The sequence below is a fragment of the Flavobacterium sp. SP2 genome, from assembly GCF_057626655.1.
Genome location: NZ_JBVHBT010000008.1, coordinates 1 through 24,534 on the forward strand (window position 1 = coordinate 1; position 24,534 = coordinate 24,534).

Genomic DNA, 24,534 nt, shown 5'->3' on the forward strand with positions numbered 1-24,534 from the left:
AGTACAAGGCGTTGGATCAGAAGAAGTATCTGTAACGTTTGGACCAGTTGGCGGAGTTGCCGTAGCGATAGCTAAGTTGTAGACAAAACCAGCATTGATATCAGCTTGTGTAATTGTATGAACAGCAGTAAATGTAGTAGCATCGACAGCACCAACAGCAAGAGTTGCAATTGGACCACCAGTTACCACTGCATTGTTATCAGTCACAGTTACGTTAGTTAATGTTACGTTTCCAGTATTAGTTACCACAAAGTTGTAGTTGATTACATCACCTACGTTGGTGATACCGTCGTTATTAGAATCTACATATGTTCCATCTTTGGTAATTGTAACCGAAGGAGTTTGAACAAATACTGTTACTATTGCTGTATCGCAATTATTTGGATTTAATATTTCACATATTTGATATGTAACTTCATAATTTCCTCCTAATGTTCCAGGCGCAACATTCACCGAACCATCAGCAGTATTCAAAGTCACACCAGGATTGGTAGTAGACACTTGAGTTAACGTTACCATTGCAAGCGTTGCAGGATTTCCGTTTAATGTATCATTTACTAATACATTAGGGAACGATTGACCACCAGTTGCACCAATAATTGGAGCACCAGCATCGTTCACTGCATCAATATTTGCATTGTTTACCACTACCGTTACAGTAGCTGAATCACAATTGTTAGGATTTAATATTTCACAGATTTGGTAAGTTACTACGTACGAACCAGAAGGCGTACCAGGCGCAACATTCACCGAACCATCAGCAGGATTCAAAGTCACACCAGGATTGGTAGTCGACACTTGAGTTAACGTTACCGTTGCAAGCGTTGCAGGATTACCGTTAAGTGTATCATTTACTAATACATTCGGGAACGATTGACCACCAGTTGCACCGATAATTGGAGCACCAGCATCGTTCACTGCATCGATTACAGCATTGTTCACCACTACCGTTACAGTAGCTGTATCACAATTGTTAGGATTTAAGATTTCACAGATTTGGTAAGTCACTACATACGAACCAGAAGGCGTATCAGGCGCAACATTCACCGAACCATCGGTAGTATTCAAAGTCACACCAGGATTGGTAGTAGACACTTGAGTTAACGTTACCGTTGCAAGCGTTGCAGGATTTCCATTAAGTGTATCATTAACTAATACATTCGGGAACGATTGACCACCAGTTGCACCAATAATTGGAGCACCAGCATCATTTACTGCATCGATATTTGCATTGTTTACCACTACCGTTACAGTAGCTGTATCACAATTGGTTGGATTTAAGATTTCACAGATTTGGTAAGTCACTACATACGAACCAGAAGGCGTATCAGGCGCAACATTCACCGAACCATCGGTAGTATTCAAAGTCACACCAGGATTGGTAGTAGACACTTGAGTTAACGTTACCGTTGCAAGCGTTGCAGGATTTCCATTAAGTGTATCATTTACCAATACATTCGGAACTGATTGACCACCAGTTGCACCAATAATTGGAGCACCAGCATCGTTCACTGCATCAATATTTGCATTGTTTACCACTACCGTTACAGTAGCTGAATCACAATTGTTAGGATTTAATATTTCACAGATTTGGTATGTTACTACATACGAACCAGAAGGCGTACCAGGAGCAACATTCACCGAACCATTAGTAGTATTCAAAGTCACACCAGGATTGGTAGTAGACACTTGAGTTAACGTTACCGTTGCAAGCGTTGCAGGGTTTCCGTTAAGTGTATCATTTACCAATACATTCGGGAACGATTGACCACCAGTTGCACCGATAATTGGAGCACCAGCATCGTTCACTGCATCGATTACAGCATTGTTCACCACTACCGTTACAGTAGCTGTATCACAATTGTTAGGATTTAAGATTTCACAGATTTGGTAAGTCACTACATACGAACCAGAAGGCGTATCAGGCGCAACATTCACCGAACCATCAGCAGTATTCAAAGTCACATTAGGATTGGTAGTAGACACTTGAGTTAACGTTACTGTTGCAAGCGTTGCAGGATTTCCGTTTAATGTATCATTAACTAATACATTTGGAACTGATTGACCACCAGTAGCACCAATAATTGGAGCACCAGCATCGTTTACTGCATCGATATTTGCATTGTTTACCACTACCGTTACAGTAGCCGAATCACAATTGTTAGGATTTAAGATTTCACAGATTTGGTAAGTCACTACATACGAACCAGAAGGCGTACCAGGAGCAACATTCACCGAACCATCAGCAGTGTTCAAAGTCACACCAGGATTGGTAGTAGACACTTGAGTTAACGTTACCGTTGCAAGCGTTGCAGGATTTCCGTTTAATGTATCATTAACTAATACATTTGGAACTGATTGACCACCAGTAGCACCAATAATTGGAGCACCAGCATCATTCACTGCATCAATCACAGCATTGTTTACCACTACCGTTACAGTAGCTGAATCACAATTGTTAGGATTTAATATTTCACAGATTTGGTATGTTACTACGTACGAACCAGAAGGCGTACCAGGCGCAACATTCACTGAACCATCAGCAGGATTCAAAGTCACACCAGGATTGGTAGTCGACACTTGAGTTAACGTTACCGTTGCAAGCGTTGCAGGGTTACCGTTAAGTGTATCATTAACTAATACATTTGGAACTGATTGACCACCAGTAGCACCAATAATTGGAGCACCAGCATCGTTTACTGCATCGATATTTGCATTGTTCACCACTACCGTTACAGTAGCCGAATCACAATTGTTAGGATTTAAGATTTCACAGATTTGGTAAGTCACTACATACGAACCAGAAGGCGTACCAGGAGCAACATTCACCGAACCATCAGCAGTGTTCAAAGTCACACCAGGATTGGTAGTAGACACTTGAGTTAACGTTACCGTTGCAAGCGTTGCAGGATTTCCGTTAAGTGTATCATTTACCAATACATTTGGAACTGATTGACCACCAGTTGCACCAATAATTGGAGCACCAGCATCATTCACTGCATCAATCACCGCATTGTTTACCACTACCGTTACAGTAGCCGAATCACAATTGTTAGGATTTAAGATTTCACAGATTTGGTAAGTCACTACATACGAACCAGAAGGCGTACCAGGAGCAACATTCACCGAACCATCAGCAGTGTTCAAAGTCACACCAGGATTGGTAGTAGACACTTGAGTTAACGTTACCGTTGCAAGCGTTGCAGGATTTCCGTTAAGTGTATCATTTACCAATACATTTGGAACTGATTGACCACCAGTTGCACCAATAATTGGAGCACCAGCATCATTCACTGCATCAATCACCGCATTGTTTACCACTACCGTTACAGTAGCTGAATCACAATTGTTAGGATTTAATATTTCACAGATTTGGTAAGTCACTACATACGAACCAGAAGGCGTACCAGGAGCAACATTCACCGAACCATCAGCAGTATTCAAAGTCACATTAGGATTGGTAGTAGACACTTGAGTTAACGTTACCGTTGCAAGCGTTGCAGGATTTCCGTTTAATGTATCATTAACTAATACATTTGGAACTGATTGACCACCAGTAGCACCAATAATTGGAGCACCAGCATCGTTTACTGCATCGATATTTGCATTGTTCACCACTACCGTTACAGTAGCCGAATCACAATTGTTAGGATTTAAGATTTCACAGATTTGGTAAGTCACTACATACGAACCAGAAGGCGTACCAGGAGCAACATTCACCGAACCATCAGCAGTGTTCAAAGTCACACCAGGATTGGTAGTCGACACTTGAGTTAACGTTACCGTTGCAAGCGTTGCAGGGTTACCGTTAAGTGTATCATTAACTAATACATTTGGAACTGATTGACCACCAGTTGCACCAATAATTGGAGCACCAGCATCGTTCACTGCGTCGATTACATTTACAGGTAGTGGTGTAGATGTAGAAGTATTGTTATTTAAATTTGGGTCGGGTTGACTACCACTGATAACAGCAGTATTAGCATAATTACCAGTAGCTTTAACAATACAAGTGATAGTTAATGTAGCATTTGCACCACTATTTAAATTTCCAATTGTCCAAACTCCTGAAGTACTGTTATAGGTTCCAGTTGATGCACTAGAATTAGATAGTGTATATCCAGATGGTAAAATATCGTTAACAACAACATTAGTTGCATCGGTTGGACCCGCATTTGAAGCCAATATTGTAAATGTTACAGTAGAACCAACAAATGGTGTTGCATTATTAACAGTTTTTACAATGCTCAAATCAGAGCTTGCACAAGATAAAGAACCTGTTCCACCATCGTTACTATCTTTAGTATTTACAAATGCACCAAATACATTAATATTATTTATTACACTTGCTAAAGATCCAACTCTAATTCGAATTTCATCAAAAGGTAAAGTTGCTTTAAATCCTACGTTGTAAATTCCTGCCGTTTGGTTAATATAAATTATACCAAGTGCTGATAAGTTTAATAATTGCGAACCACCTCTTGTTTCTTGAAGAACTCCGTTGTTATAAGTTGATATACTAAGTGAATTGAATAAATTTAATTCTATTAAACCGTTTAAATCACGAATTGTGAACCCAGCATAAGTTCCAGCTGGATAAGTAAATAATTGATCAGCAACTGCTATTGATCCTGAAGCTAATACTCCAGCAGTTATAGAAATATTTGCGAAGTCAGCAGTATTGGCAGTTAGAACGTTGTTAGTATTGCTAACAGCACAGGCAACGCAAGCTACTCCACTAATACCAGAATTTGAACCATTAATTACTACTGGGAACGTTGGATTAGTTAATTGATACGTGGTATTACATGAAACTGTTGTAGGGCAAAATTTTTGGAATACTGCATTGTATACTTTAGTTGTACCTAAATTAACAGATACTAGATTCGTTAATTTAATTTGAACTTCATCAAATGCTAATGTAGAAACGAACCCAATTGTTTGTCTACCATTTCCATTCAATAAATTTGTGTTTAGAGAAATCAAAGCACTATTGCCTGACTTGCTTTCTCTTTGCACACCGTTTAAGTAAGTAGTAATTGTTATTGCATCAAATGCATTTACGTTTAAAAGTGATAAATTTTCAATTTCATAACCAGCAAATGTTCCAGCAGGATAGTCCGTTATTTGATCTTTAACAGCTATTTTTCCACTTGTACCTACACTTGCAGTTAAATTTATTTGAGCAAAATTAGTTGCATTTGTATCAATTAAATTTTCAGTAGCACTTACATTACATAAGGCACATACTAATCCATCGATTCCTGTATTTACTCCATTTATAAAAACTGGATAGGTAGGAGCTGTTGGAGCAAAAGCTGTATTACAAGGTAAATCTGGACCAGCGCAAAATTTCTCAAATACTGCATTATAAACTCTCGTAGTTCCTAGATTTATTCCAACAGTTTGATTGATTGAAATTTGAACTTCATCAAATGCTTGCGTAGAAACAAATCCAATTTTATATCGTCCAGTTGTATTAAGTAATGTTCCGTTTACTAATAAATTAGAACCAGAAAATTGCTCTTTTAAAACTCCATTTAAATACGTTTTAATTTGTATGTTTCCTAATGCAGATACACTGACTAAATTAGTATTTTCAATTTCAAATCCTGCATAAGTTCCTGCTGGATAATCGGTTACTTGGTCTTTTACAGCTAAACTTGCAGATCCTAAAACACCTACAAGTAAATTTAATGAAGCAAAATCTGAACTACTAGCCGAAATAACATTTTCTGCATTACTAACACTTCCAACGCTTACTCCGCTTAAACCAGTATGCGTGTATTGAATTGTTGTTGGAAAAGCAGGATAGTTCATCGCAGTTGGTACATTACAATCTAATGCTGGACCAGCACAATAAGTAGAAATTACTGGATAGAAAATATTTGTAGAAGTTAAGGCACCAACTAAACTATTTAACGAAATTTCAATTGCGTCAAAAGTTTGATTTGTATTAAATCCAATAACATAACTACCAGCATTTCCTAATAAACTTACATTAACTAAAGAACTTCCAGAAAAAGTTTCTTTAATAGCACCATTTAAAAATGTTCTAATTGTAACACTATTTAATAAATCGGCAGATAACAACCCTCCATTTGGAGCAATTCGGTATCCAGCAAAAGTTCCAGCAGGATAGGTTGTGTTTCCATCAGTTACTCTAAGATTGTGCGTAACGCCAACTCCAATAGATGTTGATGCAGTGGCAAAATTGGTTAAATTATTGTCTATAAGTCGTGAAGAATTTGAAATTCCACAACCTAAAACACATAATCCTGATGTAGATGTTGTAACATTTAGATTATCAAATACTGCAGAAGTAAACGGCATTACATCTGGAGTGTTACAAGGTATATTTCCATCATTTACTGATATTGTAACTACTGCTGTATCGCAGTTTGTTGGATTAACAGTTTCACAAATTTGGTAAGTTAAACTGTAAACTCCGTTTGGAGTTCCTGGTAAAACATTTACAGAACCATTAGCATTTAAGACTAAATACTGGTTTGGTGTAACCGTAGTAAGGATTACTGATGAATTTGTTGGTGCAGTTCCGTTTAAAGTGTCATTTGTGAAGACATTTAATACATTGTTTAATCCAGATATTCCGTTAATCGGTCCAGCACTATCATTGTTGGCATTAATAATTGCATTTACTGGTGATGGAGTGGATGTCGAACTATTATTATTCAAATTCACATCAAAATTGCTTCCAGTTATCGTTGCAGTATTGGCATAATTTCCAGTTGATTTAACAGTAGCAACAATTGTCAAAGTTAAAGACGCTCCAACATTTAAATTTCCAATTGTCCAAGTCGAACCAGATACTGTTCCAGCAGAAACGTTAGCAGATACTAAGGTATAACCAGAAGGTAAAACATCAGTAACGACAACATCACGAGCAATGCTTTGTCCAAGATTTTCCGCCACGACAGTAAAAGTAACGTTTGTGCCAATTATTGGATTTTGATTATTATTTGTTTTAATTATATTTAAATCGCTACAACCTCTTAATTGTATTGAAGTCATGGCAGTACAGCCATTAGAAGTAAAGGTAAAATTATAGGTACCAATAGTAGCGCTATCTGCAAAAGTTACTGTAGCATTTCCATTACTAGATGTACCCAAATTTGCTCCAACAGGATTACCCGAATTTTGCGACCATATGCCAGAATTATTATTCCCATTTAAAACAAAAGAAGTACCAGCGCAAATATTTGTTTGAGAACTAGTAACGATAGGAGCAGTTTTAGGCATCGCTACAACGCTAGACGGTGCGCTTGTGCAGCCATTTGATGCGGTTTGAGTAGCAGTATACGTTCCAGCAGAATTGACTGTTATAGATGGCGTTGAAGCGCCTGTACTCCATAATAAAGTTCCAGTATAATTCGAAGCTGTTAATGTAGAAGTGCCATCACAATTATTGATTACTGTTAAGGTTGGACTTGCTGGAGTTACTGGTTGTGGATTTATAGTTGCAGAAGTTGCAGTAGAGATACAACCATCACTATTTCTAACCGTTACTGAATACGTTCCAGGTGCAACAGAATTAAATATTCCTGTCGTATTAGTATATGTAGAGCCATTTATGCTATAACTTAGACCCGATCCCGTAGGAGAAGATACAGTAATAGTCCCAGTTGAAACTGCACAAGTTGTTTGTGTTATCAATACAACTGGTGTAGCAGGCTTATATTTAATAGTAACAAGTGCTTGATTTGAAATTAATGAAGTAGTATCGTTAATCGTATAGGAAATTGGTGTTGGATTACCTGTAAAACCTGACGCAGGTGTAAAAGTTACTACACCTTGAGTATTTACAGTCCATACTCCTTGACCTGATACAACTAGTGAGTTTTGAATACCAGATACAGATTGATTTAAGTCAACAGTACTTACATTAATATTACTATTAGGATCTACATCATTTGTGGTGACGTTTAAACTCACTACTCCGGGATTATTACATAAACTAGAATCATTGTTAGCTATAGGTGGTTTAGGAACGTTAAAAGTAACTTCACCAAAACTGATAGAGCTTTGTCTGTTTGAAGAAACATTTGCATTTCCTAGTCTGAAACGTAACGTGTTAATGTTTGAATAAAATACTGCAGCTATATAACGAGTATTTGCAACACTAATTGGATCAACAGAATTACTCGGTCCTTGAAATCTCGTGAAAGGATTTATATTTTGAACCGTTAAAAAAGAGTTAGCCTCAATAGCATAATTTTCATTGTTTGGTCTACGTACATCAAAAAATTCTGTCCCATCGATATCTAATGCTTCTATGGTTAATTGTTCTAATGCAATTTGAAGTGGTGTTGATGTATTGTAAGTTCCAGCAACATAAAAACTGAATTCAAATTCAACATTCCCTCCTGCAGATAAAGAGTTGATTACAGGTTGAAAACGGTTGATCAAACCACCATTGAATGGATTATCAACATCAACAACTGTTGCACTATTTATTGCAAAAATTGTTAGAATGGCATCAACACTAGTTCCGTTTACAGTGGTCACATTTGAGTAACGATATCGAGCCCCAACTTGTTTATCGACCCCAGAAATTAAAGTAGGTGTCGTAAAAATTGGTGCCTGTTGTGAATAAATATTTAACGAAACAAAAATTAAAAAAAACGAGAGTAAAAACTTCAAATTATTCATAATTTTATTATTTACTGATGATTGCATAATTTTTCTCATGCTTATATTTTTTTATTTGGATATTTGATATCTTATACATAAAATGTCATTTTAACAAAAGTTTGACATGATATAGTAAACAAAAGTAGATACCAATTTTTATTTAAAATCATATAATCTACCAATTACATTAATACTCGATTAAATGCTATTTTTAGTATATTTTTTGCGGTATGTCTTGATATAATTGGATTTAGCGCAAAGAAATAAATTATAAATAATCGAAATACAACTTTCATTTTATTCATCTATTTTTGAAATAAATTTTAACTTTTAATTTGTAAAATAGTAAACAAAACTAAATACTTTATTTAAAGCTTCCAAATAAATAATCGATTAAATGCAATATTTTGACGATTAATGACATAATTAGGTTTTTATTGTAAGTTTAATAATACAAAATAACTACTAATTCAATTAAAAATGAAAAATTTAGTTCTTATTCGACATGGAAAATCCAGTTGGGAACATCAAGTTGCGGATTTCGAGAGAGTATTAATTCCGAAAGGTGTGAGAAATTCTAATAAAGTTGGTTCGTACACTTCGAAATATATTCATGAAAATGCTCAAATTTGGTCTAGCTTCGCGACAAGAGCATTCGAAACGTCAAAAATTTTTATCAACGCTTGGCATTTGCACGAGGATAAAATTAAAGTAAAAGCAGATTTATATACTTTCAACGTACAGCAACTTGAAGAAATTGTTAAATCTGCGCCAAATGATTGCAATCAGCTAATTATTTTTGGTCACAATGGTGCTATTACCGATTTTGTTAATAAATTTGGAGATGTTTACATTGACAATGTTCCAACGTCTGGGTTTGTTTCTTTACAACTCAAAATCCAAGATTGGAAAACAATAGAAAAAGGAAAAACGGATAAAATTATTTTTCCCAGCCATTTATAAATTATGAATTTAGATAAAAAATACCGTTACATCGATAGAGAAAAAAGTTGGTTAGCCTTTAATGCAAGAGTACTTCAAGAAGCTGCAGATGAGTCAGTTCCATTACTTGACAGGCTAAGGTTTTTAGGAATTTTTTCAAACAACTTAGATGAGTTTTTTAGAGTACGTTTCGCTGCAATAAGACGACTAAGTCTTTCTGGAGTTTCTGGTGAGAAAATTTTAGGCGGTATATCTTCACAACAACTGGTAAAAGATATTACAGATATTGTTATAAAACAACAAGATGAAAGTTTGAACATCTTGAAAATAATTGAGGAAAAATTAAAAACTGAAAACATTTTAATGATTAACGAGAAGCAACTCTCCATGGATCATCAAAATTTTATTCACGATTATTTTATTCAAACAGTTAGTCCTGCACTTGTTACAATTATCCTAAATGATTTAGCAGAATTTCCATTACTAAAAGATACTTCCGGTTATTTAGCGGTAAAATTAGTAATGAAAACCGATGAAAAACCCAAAATGTTGGGCTTGGTAAAACCCAAAAAAGAAGTGCGTTATGCCGTAATTGAAATACCAAATACTATCAACAGGTTTGTTGTTTTACCATCCAATGATGAAAAACAATATATTATTTTTCTTGACGATGTTATCCGATTTTCATTAAGTAGTATTTTCAATATTTTCGATTACGAAAGCATCTCAGCGCACATGATTAAAATTACTCGTGATGCGCAACTCGATATCGATTCTGATATGAGTAAAAGTATGTTAGAAAAAATTGCATCATCTGTAAAAGACCGAAGAATTGGCGAGCCAGTTCGATTTGTATACGATCAAGAAATAGGAAAAGATACACTTAAATTTTTTCTAGAAAATATGGGTATTGAATCGACTGATGGTATAATTCCTGGTGGACGCTACCACAACCGTCGTGATTATATGAACTTTCCGAGCCTTGGCAGATTCGATTTATTATACCAACAGAAAACCCCATTACCAGTTCCTGGATTGTCGTTAGACGGAAGTATTCTTAATAAAATTGCCCAAAAAGATTATTTAAATTGCGCACCATACCAGTCATTTTCCTATCTTATTAAGTTTTTAAGAGAAGCTGCTTTAGATCCAAAGGTAACCTCAATAAAAATTACGTTATACCGATTGGCTAAGAATTCTCAAATTATTAGTTCGCTCATCAATGCAGCAAAAAATGGTAAAAAAGTTGTGGTACAAATAGAGCTTCAAGCCCGATTTGATGAAGCCAGTAACATTTCATATGCCGAACAAATGCAAACGGAAGGCATTCAACTCATTTTCGGAATTAAAGGGCTAAAAGTTCACAGTAAAATATGTGTAATTGATCGTATGGAAAACGGTAAACTAAAACGCTACGGTTTCATTTCGACTGGAAATTTTAATGAATCTACTGCCAAAGTATATACCGATGTAACTCTTTTTACCTCGCATCAGCAAATCTTAAAAGACGTTACCAAAATTTTCGAATTTTTCGACATTAACTACCGTTTACACCGCTACAAACACCTAATTGTTTCACCACATTATTCTAGATCAAGAATTTATAAATTAATTGATAGAGAGATTCACAATGCTAATGCCGAACGCCCAGCATTTATAAAACTTAAAATGAACAGTTTGTCCGATTTTGCCATGATTGATAAATTGTACGACGCGAGCAATGCTGGAGTAAAAATTCAACTTCAGGTTCGAGGTATATGCTCTTTAATCCCAGGAGTAAAAGGCATGTCAGAAAACATTGAAGCAATTAGTATTGTCGATAACTTTCTTGAACATTCGCGCATTTTCATTTTTGGTAACGACAACAATCCTGAGGTTTACATTTCATCAGCCGATTTTCTTACTAGAAACCTCGATGGTAGAGTAGAGGTAAGCTGTCCTATTTACGATGAAGATATAAAAAAACAATTGCTTGATAATTTTGAATGCGGCTGGAAAGGCAACGTAAAAGCTCGATTTCATTCCGAAAAGCTAGACAATAAGTACCGAAAACGAAAAGAAAATGAGCCAGTTTTTCGTGCACAATTAGAAACTTATAATTATTACAAAAATAATCTCGAAGAAAACCACGAAAATAATTTGTAATTTTATCATGTTTTACAACAGTTTTTGGTTGATGTCTTTAATTCAATCTGATACAAGATGCACTAAACTAAAATTCAATACCAATTAATGATTTCAATAAAAAAATACGCAGCAATAGATATTGGTTCCAACGCCATGCGATTACTAATATCAAATGTTGTCGAACAAGACGATAAAGAAACTCAATTCAATAAATCGGCACTTATTCGTGTTCCTATTCGATTAGGTCAAGATGCCTTTACTGTAGGTGAAATTTCTCAAGAAAATATCGACAGAATGGTCGATGCCATGGAAGCGTTTCGATTATTAATGAAAGTTTACAAGGTCGAAAAATACAAAGCTTGCGCCACATCAGCCATGCGCGAAGCCTACAATGGTAAAGAAGTTGTTGAAATAATCAAAGAAAAATCACAAATCGATATTGATATTATTGACGGAAAAATTGAAGCATCAATCATTGCATCTTCTGATTTGCACGGATTATTATCTACAGACAAAACCTATCTTTATGTTGACGTTGGTGGCGGTAGTACTGAATTTTCAATATTTTCAAATGGAAAAATGTTGCAATCCAAATCGTTTAAAAATGGAACCGTTCGATTGCTAAACAATATGGTAAACGATGTCGTTTGGCATGAAATCGAAAAATGGATTAAAACCAATACCGAAGATTTTGAAAATATTACATTAATTGGTTCTGGTGGAAACATCAACAAATTATTTAAAATGTCGGGTAAGCAGCAAGACAAACCTTTATCATACATGTATTTAAATGCACAATACCAACATTTAAACTCCCTAACTTACGAGCAAAGAATTGCCGAACTAGGTTTGAACACTGATAGAGCAGACGTAATAATTCCAGCAACACGAATTTATCTTAATGCCATGAAATGGAGTGGTGCAAGACACATTTATGTTCCAAAAATTGGACTTTCAGATGGTATTGTAAAAGCAATGTATTTCGGAACAATCTAACTAGTTATAATAATAATTTAAAGAAACATGAAAAAATTATTCTGCATAATTGCAACTTTACTAACATTAGTTTCTTGTAAAAAAGAAGGTACGGTTAACGAATATTTTCAAAATGCCAGTTCAGAAATTCAAAATGGCGGTGTCAAACAAGTAACGATTAAAACTCCCAAAGGTGATTTTAAAGTTTGGACAAAGCGTATTGGAAACAATCCTAAAATTAAACTGTTGTTACTAAACGGTGGTCCAGGAATGAGCCATGAATATTTCGAATGTATGGAAAGTTTTCTTCCAAAAGAAGGAATTGAATTTATTTATTACGATCAGTTAGGAACTGGTTTTTCCGACAATCCTAACGATACTACAATGTGGGATTTGCCTAGATATGTTGAAGAGTTAGAGCAAGTTCGAGTGGCTTTAAATTTAAATAAAGACAATTTCTATTTATTAGGTCATTCTTGGGGCGGAATTTTAGGAATGCAATATGCTTTAAAATATCAAGATAATCTAAAAGGATTAATAGTTTCCAACATGATGGCAAGTTGTCCTAAATATGGAGAATATTCTAAAGTTTTAGCTAAACAAATGAATCCAGAAATCTTAAAAACTATCAAAGATTTAGAGGCAAAAAAAGATTATAATAATCCAAAGTATATGGAATTGCTAATGGCCAATTTTTATAATCAACACATTTTGAGAAAGCCTGTTAATGAATGGCCAGAGCCAGTTAACAGAGCGTCAAGTAGATTGAATCAGTCACTTTACATCACAATGCAAGGTCCAAGCGAACTTGGAATTTCAGGAAAATTAACCAATTGGGATGTTTCTAAAGAATTAAAAAATATTACAATTCCGACCTTAGTGATCGGTGCAAAATATGATACAATGGATCCTGAATACATGAAATGGATGGCAACTCAGTTTACAAAAGGTTCGTACTTATTTTGTGAAAAAGGCAGTCATATGAGCATGTATGATGACCAACAAACCTACATGAACGGTTTGATAAAATTCTTAAAAAAATAATTTATAAAACGTTCGATTTGGAGTATTGTTTAAAATTCCAAATCGAATAATTTTTTAAAAATTTCTAAATTCGGATTTATCTCGTTCAATCGGTTGAACTTGTCTTGAGGTGTAAAAGCTACTTTACTTTTCACATTTTCATTTACAATTACATCAATTGTGATGTCATGATTGTGTAAATGTCCTCTCAAATATCCAAGAAGTTCTGGTTTTTCCTTTTCAAAGTCTATTTTGGAACCTTCATTAGGCAATTCATAAGAGATTTTGAATCCGTCTAACTTTGGATCACTAATTCGTAAAAGCGATGCCATAATCATCAAACCTTTATCGGTTAATCGTTGGGCGTATTTAAACCAAAACTCTAGCATTTCTGTTTCTGTAAATGTTTCGGTTGGAAACTTAACCTCTTCTTTTACAATGCCTTTTTGAGATTCTAACAGTTCTTTTTTGGCTCGAATACTAGCCATAGAAAGTGCATTTACCTTTCCTGTTGAAAGTTCTGAATTTCTCGTTTCGCTGCTTATCGGAGTTTCAGATTTTGCGTTTTGGGTTATGGGTTTAATTTCCGTTTCTGATTCCGAGTTTGGTGTTTTGTTTTGAGTCTCATTAACAGAGGTATTCAATGTACTATCCGAAGTCACAACTTCGAATTCCGAAGTTGAAATTAATTTTTCCGAATTTGGAATTTGAGTTTCCGGTTTTGGAACTGTTTCCACAATCGAGTAACTCGAATTTCTAAAATAAGTTGGAGGAATTATAAAGTCAACTTTTTTTTTTCTCCATCAAAGTTGATAGAGCAAAGTTGCATTAGTGTAAGTTCTACTAATAAGCGTTGGTTTTGAGAAACCTTGTATTTTAAATCACAATCGTTAGCAATTTCAATTGATTTTAGTAAAAAATCGTAGTTGCATTTTTGTGCTTGTTGTCCGTAAAGTAGTTGCGCTTGTTCACCTGCTTCCAATAAAACTAAAGTTGCCGGATTTTTGCAAACCATCAAATCTCTAAAGTGCGATGCCAATCCAGATACAAAATGATGACCATCAAATCCTTTAGATAAAATATCATTATACGTAACTAAAATCTGTGGAATATTATTTTCCAAAATTAAATCGGTAACTTTAATATACGTTTCATAATCTAAAACGTTCAAGTTTTCAGTTACTGCTTGTCGAGTTAAGTTAGTTCCACAATACGAAACTACTCGATCAAAAATAGACAAAGCATCACGCATTGCACCATCAGCCTTTTGAGCAATAATGTGCAAAGCATCGTCTTCAAATTGTACACCTTGACTTTGAGCTACTTCTGCCAAATGTTCTTTAGCATCTTTAACCGTAATTCGTTTAAAATCAAATATCTGACAACGTGATAATATCGTTGGAATAATTTTGTGTTTTTCTGTAGTTGCTAAAATAAAAATAGCATGTTTTGGTGGTTCTTCTAATGTTTTCAAAAACGCATTGAAAGCCGCCGATGATAACATATGAACCTCGTCTATAATATAAACTTTATACTGACCAGTTTGTGGTGGAATTCGAACCTGATCAATCAAACTGCGAATATCATCTACAGAATTGTTTGAAGCAGCATCCAATTCGAATACATTAAAAGCGAAATCCTCATTCGGGTCATCATAACCTGATTGATTGATTTTTCGCGCCAAAATTCTAGCACAAGTAGTTTTTCCAACACCTCTTGGACCAGTAAATAATAGGGCAGAAGCCAAGTGATTGGTTTCTATAGCATTCAACAAAGTGTTCGTAATAGCTTGTTGACCCACTACGTCTTTAAACGTTTGCGGGCGATACTTACGAGCAGATACTACAAATTGTTCCATAGAATTATATTGGTTTACAAATATAGATTTAAAAAAATCAATTTCAAAAATCAAATGCAATAACAATTCAAAAAAACAAATTCTTTTTTCTAGAAGCAACTTCCAGCTTTTCATTCCAAGATTTTTTGCAAAAAACTTTTTTTGTAAGCCATAAAAAGAGCTTCTAGGGTCGCTTTTTTATACCAACAAAAAATAGTTTTTTACTAAAAAATGCTTTCCATTGCAATCTGGGCTAGGCAAGTACTAACGTTCAAGTTCTAGTTGTTTTCAGAACTTTCATGACCTTTAATAGTCAATTCATGTAAAACCATAGCGGCACTTTTTTCAGTATAAGCCGATAATCCTGCAACAAAAACACCTTTCTCGCCAGTACTAGATTTTATTCCATAAACCGTTGCTTCATCTCCAGGATCACTTTCGCCTTCGTACCTATACAAGTGTACAATTTCAAAATCATCGGGACTATCAATAATTCTTTTCTCCTGAATGTTAAAATCTACAGTAAATCCTTTTTTGTTCAATTCCTCGAGAGCTTTAGTAACTGTTGCGTAGTGGTACATTTTAGAATCCATTTTGTTTATTTTTAAATTGATTTATAAATTTACAACTGTTTAAAAAATAATACATTACACAATTATTACTTAAAGTTGTAATTTTATGAGCCAATTTCTAGTTACTAATTGAGTACATTTGCACCGCAGACCGCCTTATCGCTTTATGCTGAACTTGTTTCAGCATCTTATGTTTTTAGTTTAAAATTCATGAGATTCCGAATCAAGTTCGGAATTAAGAGGAAAGTCCGGACACCAAAGAGTAGCATAGCGGATAACATCCGTCAATTCAATAAATTGGATTAGGACAAGTGCAACAGAAAGTATGTACAGGTAATGCTGTAGTGAAACCAGGTAAACTCTATGCGGTGAAATTTCAAGTATATCGACATTTAAGGATTACTCGTCCGTTGTCGAAGGGTAGAAAGATGGAACTTGTGAGTAATTGCAAGTCTAGATAAATGATAAGGCATCTTTTAGATGACAGAATCCGGCTTACAGGTCTGCTTTTTTTTAGTTTAATTTATTCTTCTTCAGCATCTTCGAGGTCGTCCTCATCTTCGTTTTCATTTTCAAATTCAAAGAATGAAAATACAGAGCCTCCATAGTTTTTTTGAAATGAAAAATTTGCAAGGTGATTCAGTTTGGTATGTTTAGAATGTTCTATAACCATCATTCCTTCTTCATCCAACAATTCATTTTCAAATACTAAACCTACAATTTTTTCAAACTCCTTCTGATCAATATTATAGGGCGGATCGGCAAAAATAATATCGTAACTGGCTTTGTGTTTCTCTAAAAATTTAAAAACATCACTTTTTATTGCTGTAATATCAAACTGAAATTCGTCTGCTGTTTGCTTTATAAATTTTACACAACCAAAATCGCCATCTACTGAAGTAATCGGGCCAGAACCTCGAGAACCAAACTCAAAACTTATGTTTCCTGTTCCAGAAAATAAATCTAAAATACGTAACTCATCAAAGTTGAAGTGGTTGTTCAATACGTTAAACAACGCTTCTTTACTCATGTCGGTCGTTGGACGAACGGGCAGATTTTTTGGCGGACTGATGCGACGACCTTTGTATTTTCCAGATATTATTCTCACGTGTTAAGTAGTATAAAATGTTCACGATATTGCGAAGCACTATAGGTTGAATCATGCTCTTGATTGAACAAGCTCACGTTGCGTATGTATTTAAATGCAATTTTGAAAAAGGCATCGTCCTCTGAAATTTTCCCTAATAACTCCAATTTGAAATTCTCAGGATTCAACTGCAATTGTTCTGCAGTAAAAAGAATGCAGTAAATAAAGTCTTCAGGAGTTTTATAATCAAATGAATTGTATAAATGCAGCTTCTGATTTTGAACTACCACAATTTCAAAATGACTTTCAGTAAGATGAACAAACATTTTTCGTTCGTCGTTATTTTTAGAAAACACCAATAATTTATCGACTAAAATAGTGCTCGAGTGTTTGTAGGTAAAAGAACCAAATTGATCTATGAAAAAGTTATTCATATTCACATAAGGTATGTAAACCGAAACCATTTCATGATTTGGTAACGCATCATGTGTGAAAAAATCGGTTTCAAAAACTTTAGTGTTGAATTGAAGAAAACTACCAATATATTCTTCATCAAAAAGTGCAATCGGTACAAATGTGGATAAATTATTACTATGAACTATTTGAATCTCATCATATTTATCGCTTAGTTCTCTATTTTCTCTAAAAACTTCAGTAAATAAATCTTCAATCTTAGCACTCTTTTGAAAAGTATCAAATGGAATATTTTTTAACGAAATTACCTTTCCCGACAAAGTATCAAAACTACTAAAAGACAAACCATTCAAAGAAACTTGAATAGCTAATTTTTTATAAGTTTTGTCTGTAATACTCATTTTTTATCCCATTTTAACACCGCAAACTTACGAAGAAAAAGCGCAATTTCAATATCAAAAAGCAACTTCAAAAGTCAATATCAAAAATCAATATCAAAAATCAATTTCAAAAAGCAATATCAAAAATCAACTTCAAAAATCAATATCAAAAATCAATATCAAAAATCAATATCAAAAATCAATTTCAAAAAGCAATATCAAAAATCAACTTCAAAAATCAATTTTAAAAATCAATTTTAAAAATCTACACTAAAACTTCAATTCACACTAACGTCACTTCGAGTGATTTTTTAAAAATTGCGATAAACTATTTTAAAAAATTGTATCGAGAACTTTTGAAAACTAATTTGTCTTAAATGAGTTCTAAGTACATTTTATATAAAGCTAAACATATTTTTATGAAAATATTTAAATAAAATATAATGAAAATCAATATCAAAAGTATAATGTAATTTGGATAGGTAAGTTTTAGAATTGATTTAATTTTTTTGATATAATTTAATAGGAAACATTTATCTTTACAATTAATATTTGATTTTTGAAATTACCATTGATTTTTGAAGTTGAAATTGATTTTTGCCCTTGAAAAACTTCTATTCCATTCTGTCCCAAAATTTTCCGTTTAATCCTACGATTAAACAAGATGCTTTCTTTCAAAAGATTGCAGTTTTCATTACCAATGTCAACAACGACAGCATTTTTGTTCTAAAAGGTTATGCAGGAACCGGAAAAACTACCGTAATATCTACTATTGTAAACAATTTAATCGAAGTCAATAAAAAATACGTTTTGTTGGCTCCAACAGGTCGCGCTGCCAAAGTCATTGCCAATTATTCCAATAAGCCGGCTTTCACGATTCATAAGAAGATCTATTTTCCAAAGAAGTCGAGTGGTGGCGGAGTGGCTTTTACCATGCAACAGAACAAACATAAAAACACCATTTTCATCGTAGATGAAGCCTCTATGATTTCGGATGTTGCTGCCGAAAGTAAACTCTACGAAAACGGAAGCTTACTAGATGATTTAATATCTTATATCTATAGTGGTGAAAATTGCAAAATGATTTTGTTAGGAGATACAGCGCAGCTTCCGCCAGTGAATTTAGATATTTCACCAGCTTTGAATACCGATACTTTAGAACTCAATTACGACAAAAAAGTAGATTGGATTGAACTCGACGAAGTAATGCGTCAGGAACTCAATTCCGGAATTCTCTACAACGCAACCGAATTGCGTGAATTGTTGAAAGAAAGTTTCATAACTGAATTCAAATTCAAATTAAGAGGTTTCAAAGACATCGTACGACTTACTGATGGTTACGATATTCAAGATGCTATTAATCAAGCTTACAGCAATTATTCTATAGAAGATACGGCTTTTATTGTGCGTTCCAACAAAAGAGCCAACCAATACAACGAGCAAATTAGAACTAAAATTCTAGACAAAGAAAGCGATTTGTCTACGGGCGATTTCTTAATGGTCGTGAAGAATAATTATTTTTGGTTGAAAGAAAAAGACGAAGCGGGTTTTATTGCCAATGGCGACATCATTGAAGTTTTGGAAATTTACAGTTTCAAAGAATTATACGGATTCAAATTTGCCAAAGTCAAAATACGAATGGTAGATTATCCCAATCAAATTCCGTTCGAAACCGTTTTGATTTTAGATACCATTAAAAGCGAATCACCATCTTTAACCTTCGAGCAATCCAATCAATTGTATGAAGAAGTGATGAAAGATTATGAGCATTTGACGAGTAAATACGCTAAATTTCAAAAAGTAAAAGAAAACGAATACTTCAATGGGTTGCAAGTAAAATTTTCTTACGCAATTACGTGTCACAAATCGCAAGGAGGTCAATGGAATACCGTATTTATAGAACAACCTTATTTGCCCGATGGCATTGATCGAGATTACATACGATGGTTGTATACGGCAATAACACGTGCCAAGGATAAACTATATCTTATCGGATTTAAAGAGGAGAGTTTTTTGGAATAAATAAGTAGATTCAATTAAAATTATTTTATGGATACATTTTTTACAGCTTTTGTAGTTTTTTTTACAGCAGTAGTCATTTATATAGTGATTAAAAAAATTCTTGGTTCAGATCAAGTTGCAACTGATAAAAAATCGAAAGGAGTTGATTTGCAAAATCCTTTATTTATGCAACATAGCAGCAATCAACCTAATAATCACGATTTTTTTTCAAATAATTTTATGAATGATTTGACACAGAGTTCGCATTCCACTGATGTTAGTTCTAGTACAAACGACGATTCTATTTCTTCAAATCACTCCTCAAGTGATTTTTAATTTTAATTCATTTTAATAGTTTGTAGCTTCGAAATACCAATGTTTTTAAAAATTAAAGTAATATAATTTCTTATAAAATTTAACAACTGTAACATATTAACAATTGATGTCATTTATAACTTAAAATGTTGATAACTTCATTTTCAAAATACAAGATTAAAAGGGTTATTCTCTTTCAAATTTGTATATTTGCCTGTTAGACAAAAATCATACTTACGATACAAATTATATGAGCGACGAGATTAAAAAAAATAATTATTCAGCCGATAGTATTCAAGCATTAGAAGGAATGGAGCATGTTAGAATGCGTCCTTCCATGTACATCGGAGATACAGGAGTTAGAGGTTTACATCATCTTGTTTATGAAGTAGTTGACAACTCTATTGATGAAGCATTAGCGGGTCATTGTGACACCATTTCATTGTTTATAAACGAAGACAATTCGATTACCGTAGAAGATAACGGTCGTGGTATTCCTGTTGATATGCACAAAAAAGAAGGCGTTTCTGCTCTTGAGGTAGTTATGACCAAAATTGGTGCCGGAGGAAAATTTGATAAAGATTCTTATAAAGTTTCTGGAGGACTTCACGGTGTTGGAGTTTCTTGTGTAAATGCACTTTCTAATCATTTGCGTGCAACTGTTTTTAGAGAAGGAAAAGTTTACGAGCAAGAGTACGAAAAAGGAAAAGCAATGTATCCTGTAAAGCAAATCGGCGAAACCGACAAGCGTGGTACAATGGTAACTTTTAAGCCAGATGATACTATTTTCACACAGACTACAGAGTACAGTTATGATACTATTGCAGGTCGTATGAGAGAATTGGCATTTCTTAACAAAGGAATTACAATTACACTTACAGATAAAAGAGATGTAAACGATAAAGGTGAATTTGCTTCAGAAATTTTTCACTCTGATGAAGGTTTAAAAGAGTTTGTTCGCTTCTTAGATAAAGGTCGTGAAGCCATTATTTCTCATGTAATAAGCATGGAACACGAGAAAAGTGAAATTCCAGTTGAAGTTGCCTTGATATACAATACAAGTTACTCTGAAAATATTTTCTCTTACGTAAATAATATCAATACGCACGAAGGAGGAACGCATTTGCAAGGTTTCCGTATGGGATTAACGCGTACGTTGAAGAAATATGCCGATGCTTCTGGACTTTTAGATAAGTTAAAATTTGAAATCACTGGTGATGATTTTCGTGAAGGTTTAACAGCTATTATTTCTGTTAAAGTTCAAGAGCCACAATTTGAAGGTCAAACGAAAACGAAATTAGGAAATAGAGAAGTAGTGTCTCCTGTATCTCAGGCGGTTTCTGAAATGCTAGAAAACTACCTTGAAGAAAACCCTAATGATGCTAAAATCATCGTTCAAAAAGTAATTCTTGCTGCACAAGCACGTCACGCTGCTAAAAAAGCACGTGAGATGGTTCAGCGCAAGACTGTTCTTGGTGGTGGTGGTTTGCCAGGTAAATTATCCGATTGTTCTGAACAAGATCCAGCGAAATGCGAAGTATATCTTGTCGAAGGAGATTCGGCTGGTGGTACTGCAAAACAAGGTCGCGATCGAAATTTTCAAGCAATTTTGCCATTAAGAGGTAAAATCTTGAACGTTGAAAAAGCAATGCATCATAAAGTTTTTGAAAACGAAGAAATTAGAAATATATTTACAGCTCTTGGCGTAACTATTGGAACCGAAGAGGATTCTAAAGCTCTTAACCTTGAAAAATTACGCTACCATAAAGTAATTATTATGTGTGATGCCGATGTCGACGGAAGTCACATTTCAACATTAATTCTTACATTCTTCTTCAGATTTATGAGAGAATTAATTGAAGGCGGACACGTATATATTGCTGCACCACCTTTATATTTAGTGAAAAAAGGAAACAAAAAAGAATATGCGTGGACAGATGATCAGCGCGATATTGCTAACGAAAAAATGGGCGGAAGCGCTGCAATTCAACGTTATAAAGGTCTTGGAGAGATGAATGCCGAACAATTATGGGAAACCACAATGGATCCAGAATTCAGAACGCTTCGTCAAGTTACTATTGACAGTTTAGCTGAAGCCGATAGAGTATTTTCTATGCTTATGGGTGATGAAGTTCCACCAAGAAGAGAGTTTATTGAGAAAAATGCAGTGTATGCAAATATTGATGCGTAGTAATGAGGAAGTATTTAGCTTTAGTATTACTATTTTCAAATCTTTCATTTTCTCAATCTGAAGAATTATTACAACAATTAGGGTATCTTATAAACGATGCCCTATTTTTTTCGGATAAATACATAACTCCGGCTACCGATGCTGCGGTGTATCAAGCATCTTCAGGTTGGGTTGATACTCCAAAAAAGAAGAAGTTGTGGGATGTTAGCTTTAGTCTTCATACAAATTTGTTTTTTGTTCCAAATGAAGATCAAAGTTTTCAAATTAAGAATTCTGATTTTTCTTTTTTTCAAATAGAAAATGGAACTACTGCAACGGTTCCGACAGCGATAGGAAATAAAGATCAGGTATTTTTGGTTGGAGAAATTGATAATAACCCTGTGCGATTAGAAACGCCTCAAGGAATTAATCAAGAAACTGTAATTTATCCCTACATTCAAGCAGGTCTTGGTTTGTGGAAAGGTTCAGAATTAGTTGTTAAATACTCCTCAAGAGTAAAACTTAAAAAAGGAGAGTATCAAGTTTACGGAATCGGTGTACAGCACAATTTAGATCAATACTTCCCATCTTTAAAGAAAGCAAATTTTAACCTAGGAACGCTTTTAGCCTATTCTAAGGAAGACATTAGTTTTGATTTTTTAGATGTATCAACATCCTACGGAACTTTGGGAATCAATAGATTATCAGGTTTGGTAGATACTTGGCAAGGTCAAATTTCTGCTTCCAAAGGTTATCATAAATTTGAATTTATAACTAGTTTTATATCCAATGTGAGTAATTTCAAATATAAATTAACAGGTAAACGTGGTGGAATTGAAGATGTGCTTCCGTTTCAACAATTACTGAATGAACGATTGAAAGAAATTTATAAAACCAAAATCAATTTTCTAGGTGAACTTTCTTGTAGATATCAAATTAGCAAATTATATTTACAAACTACATTAGGATTTGGTAAATTTGTAAATTCGAATTTTTCAGTTCAATATAATTTTTAAAAATATTTTTAACAAACAAATAAACACAATACAATGAAAGTAACAATAGTAGGCGCAGGTAATGTTGGCGCTACTTGTGCAGATGTTATTTCTTACAGAGGAATTGCAAGCGAAGTAGTATTATTAGACATCAGAGAAGGTTTTGCAGAAGGAAAAGCATTAGATATTATGCAATGTGCAACCACTACAGGTTTTAATACCAAAGTAACAGGAGTAACTAATGATTATTCTAAAACTGCTGGAAGCGAAGTAGTAGTTATAACTTCGGGAATTCCTAGAAAGCCAGGAATGACACGTGAGGAACTTATTGGTATTAATGCAGGAATTGTAAAATCGGTTGTTGAAAATTTATTGCAGCATTCACCAAATGCTATCGTAGTAGTAGTTTCAAATCCAATGGATACGATGACCTATTTAGCGTTAAAAGCTACTGGATTACCTAAAAACAGAATTATAGGAATGGGTGGAACTTTAGATAGTTCTCGTTTTAAAACTTACTTGTCGTTAGCTTTAGACAAACCTGCTAATGATATTTCTGGAATGGTTATAGGTGGTCATGGAGATACAACTATGATTCCTTTAACACGATTAGCTTCTTATAACGGAATTCCAGTTTCTCAGTTTTTAACTGAAGAGCAATTGTCGAAAGTAGCAGCCGATACTATGGTTGGAGGCGCAACTTTAACAGGTTTGTTAGGTACTTCAGCGTGGTATGCACCTGGAGCTTCTGTAGCATATTTAGTAGATAGTATCCTGAACGATCAAAAGAAATTAATTCCATGTTCTGTTTATGTTGAAGGAGAATACGGACAAAATGATATCTGTATCGGAGTTCCATGTATTATTGGGAAAAATGGTGTTGAGGAAATTGTTGATATCAAGCTAAACGATGCCGAAAAAGCATTGTTTGCTAAAAGTGCAGATGCTGTAAGAAGTATGAATGACGCTTTAAAATCAATATTAGAATAAGATAATAGTTAAACTCATAAAAAGACTGCAAGTTTGCAGTCTTTTTTTTGATAT

15 protein-coding genes and 1 other RNA gene are annotated in these 24,534 nt (G+C 34.2%); 10 read left to right on the top strand and 6 right to left on the bottom strand.

Going from position 1 to position 24,534, the window contains the following annotated elements; genetic code table 11:
- Nucleotides 1-8,709: DUF7507 domain-containing protein (locus ACZ098_RS14555; RefSeq protein WP_487312496.1), on the bottom strand; the 8,709-nt coding region annotated here is incomplete at its 3' end.
- Between the two features lie 423 nt (nucleotides 8,710-9,132).
- On the opposite strand from ACZ098_RS14555, the gene ACZ098_RS14560 reads away from it, so the two are divergent.
- The 4 genes from ACZ098_RS14560 to ACZ098_RS14575 all read left to right on the top strand — a co-directional run bounded on the left by ACZ098_RS14560 (nucleotide 9,133) and on the right by ACZ098_RS14575 (nucleotide 13,740).
- Complete coding sequence (locus ACZ098_RS14560) at nucleotides 9,133-9,615, top strand: SixA phosphatase family protein (RefSeq protein ID WP_487312497.1); 483 nt, start codon at nucleotides 9,133-9,135, stop codon at nucleotides 9,613-9,615.
- Nucleotides 9,616-9,618: 3 nt separating this feature from the next.
- Nucleotides 9,619-11,739: a polyphosphate kinase 1 gene (gene ppk1, locus ACZ098_RS14565; protein ID WP_487312498.1), complete on the top strand. Its 2,121-nt coding sequence runs from the start codon at nucleotides 9,619-9,621 to the stop codon at nucleotides 11,737-11,739.
- 87 nt (nucleotides 11,740-11,826) lie between these two features.
- Nucleotides 11,827-12,717, top strand: coding sequence for a Ppx/GppA phosphatase family protein (locus ACZ098_RS14570; RefSeq protein WP_487312499.1), 891 nt, complete (start codon nucleotides 11,827-11,829; stop codon nucleotides 12,715-12,717).
- A 27-nt stretch (nucleotides 12,718-12,744) separates the two neighbouring features.
- The gene (locus ACZ098_RS14575) at nucleotides 12,745-13,740 is read left to right on the top strand and encodes a proline iminopeptidase-family hydrolase (RefSeq protein WP_487312500.1); all 996 of its coding nucleotides are present in this window, start codon (nucleotides 12,745-12,747) and stop codon (nucleotides 13,738-13,740) included.
- 29 nt (nucleotides 13,741-13,769) lie between these two features.
- Here ACZ098_RS14575 and ACZ098_RS14580 read toward each other — a convergent pair whose 3' ends face one another.
- The 3 genes from ACZ098_RS14580 to ACZ098_RS14590 all read right to left on the bottom strand — a co-directional run bounded on the left by ACZ098_RS14580 (nucleotide 13,770) and on the right by ACZ098_RS14590 (nucleotide 16,149).
- Entirely contained in the window at nucleotides 13,770-14,456 is a 687-nt protein-coding gene (locus ACZ098_RS14580) for a DNA polymerase III subunit gamma/tau (protein WP_487312501.1), read from the bottom strand.
- 38 nt (nucleotides 14,457-14,494) lie between these two features.
- Nucleotides 14,495-15,577, bottom strand: coding sequence for a DNA polymerase III subunit gamma/tau (gene dnaX / locus ACZ098_RS14585; RefSeq protein WP_487312502.1), 1,083 nt, complete (start codon nucleotides 15,575-15,577; stop codon nucleotides 14,495-14,497).
- 257 nt (nucleotides 15,578-15,834) lie between these two features.
- Nucleotides 15,835-16,149 (bottom strand): hypothetical protein, encoded by a 315-nt coding sequence (locus ACZ098_RS14590; protein ID WP_487312503.1) that lies wholly within the window; start codon nucleotides 16,147-16,149, stop codon nucleotides 15,835-15,837.
- Between the two features lie 192 nt (nucleotides 16,150-16,341).
- On the opposite strand from ACZ098_RS14590, the gene rnpB reads away from it, so the two are divergent.
- Nucleotides 16,342-16,637: RNase P RNA component class A (rnpB, locus tag ACZ098_RS14595), an RNA gene on the top strand.
- Nucleotides 16,638-16,651: 14 nt separating this feature from the next.
- Here the strand turns inward: rnpB and ACZ098_RS14600 are convergent.
- Nucleotides 16,652-17,236, bottom strand: coding sequence for an RsmD family RNA methyltransferase (locus tag ACZ098_RS14600; RefSeq protein WP_487312504.1), 585 nt, complete (start codon nucleotides 17,234-17,236; stop codon nucleotides 16,652-16,654).
- A complete protein-coding gene (locus ACZ098_RS14605; protein ID WP_487312505.1) occupies nucleotides 17,233-18,030 on the bottom strand; it encodes a DUF3822 family protein in 798 nt (265 codons plus the stop codon). Before ACZ098_RS14605 ends, ACZ098_RS14600 begins: the two co-directional genes overlap by 4 nt.
- A gap of 576 nt (nucleotides 18,031-18,606) precedes the next feature.
- On the opposite strand from ACZ098_RS14605, the gene ACZ098_RS14610 reads away from it, so the two are divergent.
- The 5 genes from ACZ098_RS14610 to mdh all read left to right on the top strand — a co-directional run bounded on the left by ACZ098_RS14610 (nucleotide 18,607) and on the right by mdh (nucleotide 24,480).
- Nucleotides 18,607-20,031, top strand: coding sequence for an ATP-dependent DNA helicase (locus ACZ098_RS14610; protein WP_487312506.1), 1,425 nt, complete (start codon nucleotides 18,607-18,609; stop codon nucleotides 20,029-20,031).
- A 27-nt stretch (nucleotides 20,032-20,058) separates the two neighbouring features.
- Entirely contained in the window at nucleotides 20,059-20,346 is a 288-nt protein-coding gene (locus ACZ098_RS14615; RefSeq protein WP_487312507.1) for a hypothetical protein, read from the top strand.
- Between the two features lie 229 nt (nucleotides 20,347-20,575).
- Entirely contained in the window at nucleotides 20,576-22,516 is a 1,941-nt protein-coding gene (gyrB, locus tag ACZ098_RS14620; protein ID WP_487312508.1) for a DNA topoisomerase (ATP-hydrolyzing) subunit B, read from the top strand.
- 2 nt (nucleotides 22,517-22,518) lie between these two features.
- Complete coding sequence (locus ACZ098_RS14625; protein WP_487312509.1) at nucleotides 22,519-23,511, top strand: DUF6588 family protein; 993 nt, start codon at nucleotides 22,519-22,521, stop codon at nucleotides 23,509-23,511.
- A gap of 33 nt (nucleotides 23,512-23,544) precedes the next feature.
- The gene (mdh, locus tag ACZ098_RS14630; RefSeq protein ID WP_487312510.1) at nucleotides 23,545-24,480 is read left to right on the top strand and encodes a malate dehydrogenase; all 936 of its coding nucleotides are present in this window, start codon (nucleotides 23,545-23,547) and stop codon (nucleotides 24,478-24,480) included.
- Nucleotides 24,481-24,534: the final 54 nt, after the last annotated feature.

Bases quoted from the DNA above. Each gene is read 5' to 3' on its own strand.
- ACZ098_RS14615 (WP_487312507.1), top strand. From the start codon at position 20,059: ATGGATACATTTTTTACAGCTTTTGTAGTTTTTTTTACAGCAGTAGTC.
- gyrB (WP_487312508.1), top strand. From the start codon at position 20,576: ATGAGCGACGAGATTAAAAAAAATAATTATTCAGCCGATAGTATTCAA.
- ACZ098_RS14560 (WP_487312497.1), top strand. From the start codon at position 9,133: ATGAAAAATTTAGTTCTTATTCGACATGGAAAATCCAGTTGGGAACAT.
- ACZ098_RS14570 (WP_487312499.1), top strand. From the start codon at position 11,827: ATGATTTCAATAAAAAAATACGCAGCAATAGATATTGGTTCCAACGCC.
- ppk1 (WP_487312498.1), top strand. From the start codon at position 9,619: ATGAATTTAGATAAAAAATACCGTTACATCGATAGAGAAAAAAGTTGG.
- ACZ098_RS14625 (WP_487312509.1), top strand. From the start codon at position 22,519: ATGAGGAAGTATTTAGCTTTAGTATTACTATTTTCAAATCTTTCATTT.
- mdh (WP_487312510.1), top strand. From the start codon at position 23,545: ATGAAAGTAACAATAGTAGGCGCAGGTAATGTTGGCGCTACTTGTGCA.
- ACZ098_RS14590 (WP_487312503.1), bottom strand. From the start codon at position 16,149: ATGGATTCTAAAATGTACCACTACGCAACAGTTACTAAAGCTCTCGAG.
- ACZ098_RS14575 (WP_487312500.1), top strand. From the start codon at position 12,745: ATGAAAAAATTATTCTGCATAATTGCAACTTTACTAACATTAGTTTCT.
- dnaX (WP_487312502.1), bottom strand. From the start codon at position 15,577: ATGGAACAATTTGTAGTATCTGCTCGTAAGTATCGCCCGCAAACGTTT.
- ACZ098_RS14605 (WP_487312505.1), bottom strand. From the start codon at position 18,030: ATGAGTATTACAGACAAAACTTATAAAAAATTAGCTATTCAAGTTTCT.